This window comes from SAR324 cluster bacterium (assembly GCA_029245725.1).
In the GTDB taxonomy this organism is placed as follows: Bacteria; SAR324; SAR324; order SAR324; family NAC60-12; genus JCVI-SCAAA005.
This window is the reverse complement of the sequence record JAQWOT010000309.1, coordinates 1-4,871: the sequence shown is the minus strand read 5'-3', so window position 1 is coordinate 4,871 and position 4,871 is coordinate 1. Positions and strand designations below refer to the sequence as shown.

The window sequence follows — 4,871 nt, the reverse complement described above, 5'->3', positions numbered from 1 at the left end:
CCCAAAGTGGGAAAGTCAACCAATCCGACCACTGCTGCTGGGGAGACATTCTAATCGTAGTTCTCCCCTCAATGGCTGCTCTGATAGATATGATAGCTCTGCTGGGTTTTGGATTACTATCCAAGTAGAGAGAATGCCACTCCAAACGGTCTCCAGTCAGCCATCTCTGGGAATTGAGGTGATTTTCTGATGTGGCGAGAGTTGGACTCAGTAGTAACAGGAGAGTCCAAAAAACCAGATTTGATTTAAGGTTCTTAATGAAACCTATCTCCAAATCCAATCCATTTATCTGTTTTGCGAGGGCCAAATTGACTTACAGATTCCTCTTCCTCACTTGGCTCTTGATCCAACAACCAATTTCGAAAGTCTTGCAAGTCAGTGGGACTGCGGAAGGTTTGGGTTACTTGAATAATAGAATCGACTCTGTCTTTTTTGCGGGTTGGTAGCACCATGAAATTTTTCTTCAGTTTGTAGATTTCGATATTTGAAACCGTCGATGAATTTCATCTTTCAAGAAACGATAGCCAAAGAACAGGGTAAGGGATGCCAAAACTGCTCCCCCAAGACCTGCTAAAAGGCTGCCCTGAAACATGGTTGCAACCCCAAGCAGAAAAAAAGGTGCAAGAGAGGCAACTATAATGAGTTCAATCATCTGGATCAGGCGTTATCCATTCCAGATTTCTTTTCATACCAGTACAGACCGACCCCTAATGCCATTGGGAAAATGAAGACAAAGAAAAAAATCAAGAAGACTAAGTAAGCTGAAGTAAATGTCATTTAATTCCTTTCACGAATTTTAAGCTTCTGCAACATTACTAATAATGGCAAAATTTCTCCTCAGAAACTAGCAAAAAAAATCCCAAAGAGGCAATTTTGAAAGTTAATCAGATTGACTGGTATGGATACGGTTGGGCCGCTTTTCGGTGTTCAACCTCAATCCCAACGGAGTACTTACCACCTCTTGAAAATAAAGAACTTCAACTCCAATGGCTAAATGGGTTTTTGGCCGCGAGGATCGATAATCCTGATACTCCACACTGGGGTGTTTCGCCTCCCTCATCCGTTTACAATGAATTAAAATCCCGATTTGAGAAGGAGCATCCTCATTATTTGGAAATATTCCAACAATTAATCAGAACCGAAAATTTTCTGGGAATTGATAGTCACTAAAATATATATGTAAGACCCTCTGGACTTTGATTATCAACATTTTGGGTCAACTAAGATTTCAGTCTTACTTTAAAAAAATAAAACATATCAGCAAAGTCAGTGTCCACTCGAGAGGGGTTCATTCTTTTCCATAGAAAATATTTTTTCAAAAGCGAAATTAATCTTTTAAGAATCAATCAGTTTTTTCTCTATCTTAGATACCAGCCAAATTCTTATTTCTTAGACTCAGATGATTAACTTTCGTTATTTCGGTCAGATCATCAAGAATCGATTGATGCCCATTTATTCACTTCTCGAAAAATCTAGCCTTGTGAATCAGCAAGAAATTGGGCTCCAAAAACCATTGCTTTCATTGTTCACAAAGCTATTTTTAGCCTTTCTATTACATGCTGTGTTGTTGATGGGTCTGATGATGTTGGCTGTACACAACCAAGTCCGTTCAGAATTCAGAGGCTTTTTACAACAGCAAGAATCTGGACGCCTTCGCTATGTTGTCGGAGTGCTGGAACAACACTACGCTATCCAACGCAGTTGGAACCTCCTGGAGAATCAAAGAATCTATTGGTTCATCATACTCCAGGAATCTCTGCGACAGGCAGTTTTAGAGGGAGAAAATTTTCCCTTAAGCATGCAGAGACCAAGAAAACATGGTCCCAGGGATTTATTTGAAGACTTTGATGAATCTTTTGAACTTTTTGAATCAAGTCCTGATTTGAGTGGACCACGGGCTCGCAAACCACCTAGAGCCCAAGAATGGGGAAGCAATCTTACACTTGTTGACACACAAGGACGCTTAATTGCGGGGCAGCCGTCCAATCAAACTGTGGTCTTGAGAATGCCGATAAATTATAGGCATCGTATTGTAGCCTTTCTTCAATGGCATGGAAACGTTCCACAAAGTGGCCTGCGTTTTCTGGAGAGAAACCTTCAGTGGCTCTGGTTTTTTGGTGGCTCCCTAGTCCTGCTAGGTCCTTTGATCGCTTGGTTAGTTTCCAGACAATTGCTGAAACCAGTGCAGGAGTTAAAAAATGGAACAGAAAAACTGAGAGAACACCAACTAGATACGCGTATTCCTGTGGCAACCTCTGATGAGTTAGGGCAATTGGCGCAAGCCTTCAATGAAATGGCTGCTGCTCTCCAAAATTATGAATACCAACGGCAGCAGTGGCTTGCAGATACTGCTCATGAGCTGAGGACTCCGCTTTCTATCTTGAAAGGAGAAATTGAGGCGCTCGAAGATGGTGTCCGTTCTTTCGATAAAAGTAGCCTAGCCTCTTTGCATCAGGAGACAACTCGACTACAGAGAATCGTTGAAGACCTCCGACTCATCAATCACCTTGAACTCGGCAAGCTAGAACTTTTTTTCAGGCCACTTGAACTCAATAAACTAGTGATCGAGGCTTTAAAACAAGCTCAAACTCGTTTAGAGGCAGCGAGAGTGAAAGTTAACTGGACACCAACACAAGCTGAACTTCCCATTAATGGAGATTACGACCGCCTGCACCAGGTTCTCTTGAACTTGATGGAAAACACCGCTCGCCATGCCTCAGATAGCAATCTGGATGTTCGCAGTGGTTTTGACCAGAATGAAGTTGTTCTTTTGCTAAGTGACAATGGACCAGGTGTTTCAGAAGCAGATCTGCCACATTTATTCGACAGATTTTATAGAACTGAACAATCAAGAAATAGAGTCAGTGGCGGAAGTGGACTAGGTTTGGCGATCTGCCAGGAACTTATGCAAGCGCATCAGGGGAGGATAAGTGCTCGGAGGGGATCTTTTGGAGGCCTTGAGATCGAATTGCGTTTGCCTCTGCTTGAGGAGAATACCGAATGAAAACAGGCTGCGGTTTCATAAGTAACACACAGCCTGCTTACAATGATGAATTAGCCAAACATGTCGTAGGTGATACTATCGTACCAGCCTTGCGCATAAGTGGCTTCTGTCTTACGAACAATTGCACTGGCATCTTTGGGGCTCACCCCCCCGGCGCCTTTTATCCCAGCAATTGCCCCATTTTGGACGCTGTAAACTGCTGCCACTGAAACGCTATAATCAGGGGTTACATAACTATAGCAAGTATTGGCAAAGGATGGGGAAACAGGGGCTTCTCCCCAAAACATTGAAACCACAGCCGCAGCCACTACTTTACCCTGACTATTTGCTGAGAAACCAGACTTCGGCATCGCTCCAGCCTTACTAGCATCACCAATGACATGGACGTTTGGAATCAGGGTGGATTCGAAGGTAACGTGGTCAACTGGACACCAACCACTTTCATCAGCCAATCCAGATTTTCGGGCTACTGCTCCAGCCCATTGAGCTGGGATGTAGTTGATCACATCGCCTTCTTCCCAACCAAACTCAGTATTGAGCCTCATTCCATCAGCATCAATTTCTGAAACCTTACCTCCAGCAGTCGCTGAGCGCCACTCAATCAAATCTCCGTAGTGCATGTCCCAACCATCAGTGAATAGGGGCTGCTTCGAGAATTTCTCCTTCTGATCCAAGATAATAATCTTTGAGTTTGGCTTATTATTTTTTAGGTAATGAGCAATCATCGATGCTCGCTCATAGGGCCCTGGAGGACAGCGGTAGGGATTTCCTGGAGGACAAATAATGACGGTTCCACCATTAGCCATAGCTTCTAGTTGTCTTCGAAGCTGCATCGTCTGGGGACCTGCTTTCCATGAGTGAGGAATCTTTTTTTCAATACTTTGTGAATGTCCCGGCATTTTGTCATAGCGAATATCTATGCCTGGAGAGACAATAGCTCGATCAAAAGGAATCTTTGAGCCGTCTTCCAGAATGACCGCATTGCTTTTAACTTGATAAGCCTTTGCCCTGACAAAACTGACCCCGTACTTGCTCTGCAAAGTTTTGTAGTCATGGGCAATATCTGTCATGCCCTTTACGCCACCAACGACCAAGTTACTGAAAGGGCAGGTATAGTAGGTTGAATTTGGTTCAACCAGTGTGACCTCCATATCACGATCCATCATTCTCAAATATTTCGCAGCAGTAGCTCCACCAAAACCACCACCAACTACAACAACTCTGGGGTTTTTTCGAAACACTAGGGAACTTGTTGTACACCCCGTCATCAGACCAAGACTTCCTAATCCAGCTAGTTTACCAAATTGTCTTCGAGTCAGCTTTGCCATGATTTTCTCCGATTATTTGCTTGGTGAGAATTTACCGAGGTAGGCAGATAATAATTTAATTTCCTCATCAGTGTAGCCCTTAGCAATCCGATTCATTACAGTTGCAGGGCGCTCACCAGACTTGAATTGTAACATTGCTTTCTCGATGTAATCTGCTGTTCTGCCTTGAATTCTTGGAATTGAGCCAGGACTTGCTCCGTTAGTTCCATGACATGATGCACATGAAAGGGCTAGTACCATTCCTTTGTCTGTGGCAAAAGCTGACATTGGAAGAAGTGCAGTCCCAACGAGACTGCTTCCAATCAATAATCCCAAAATATTTTTCATGAGAAACTCCATTGAAGAGAATTAATATTGTGATTGTTTAAGTATTTGGTCAAATGGTGAACTACATGAAATCAAACAAATGTCAAGGAAATTTGTCTACATATGCATTGAATCACAACCTTGGGAAGTCACCAAAATTGTGGCATTTTTAGAAAAATTCTTATTAGGGCCTGTGATCAATTTAGCCAAATGACCGCCGCTATCCAGTGGAT

The 4,871-nt window shown here is 43.0% G+C and carries 4 protein-coding genes; 2 read left to right on the top strand and 2 right to left on the bottom strand.

The genetic code is table 11. From position 1 onward, the window contains the following. Together P8O70_16470 and P8O70_16465 are read left to right on the top strand one after the other, a co-directional pair. A partial coding sequence (locus P8O70_16470; protein ID MDG2198438.1) for a hypothetical protein occupies nt 1–190 on the top strand: 190 nt, incomplete at its 5' end. A gap of 1,254 nt (nt 191–1,444) precedes the next feature. Further along, nucleotides 1,445–3,004 carry an ATP-binding protein gene (locus P8O70_16465; GenBank protein ID MDG2198437.1) on the top strand — a complete coding sequence of 520 codons (1,560 nt, stop codon included), beginning with the start codon at nt 1,445–1,447 and terminating at the stop codon, nt 3,002–3,004. Nucleotides 3,005–3,054: 50 nt separating this feature from the next. Here P8O70_16465 and P8O70_16460 read toward each other — a convergent pair whose 3' ends face one another. Together P8O70_16460 and P8O70_16455 are read right to left on the bottom strand one after the other, a co-directional pair. Beyond that, nucleotides 3,055–4,332, bottom strand: a complete 1,278-nt coding sequence (locus tag P8O70_16460; protein MDG2198436.1) for an NAD(P)/FAD-dependent oxidoreductase — start codon at nt 4,330–4,332, stop codon at nt 3,055–3,057. 12 nt (nt 4,333–4,344) lie between these two features. Continuing rightward, on the bottom strand, nt 4,345–4,659 hold the full coding sequence (locus tag P8O70_16455) for a cytochrome c (protein ID MDG2198435.1): 315 nt from the start codon (nt 4,657–4,659) through the stop codon (nt 4,345–4,347). Nucleotides 4,660–4,871 lie beyond the last annotated feature (212 nt).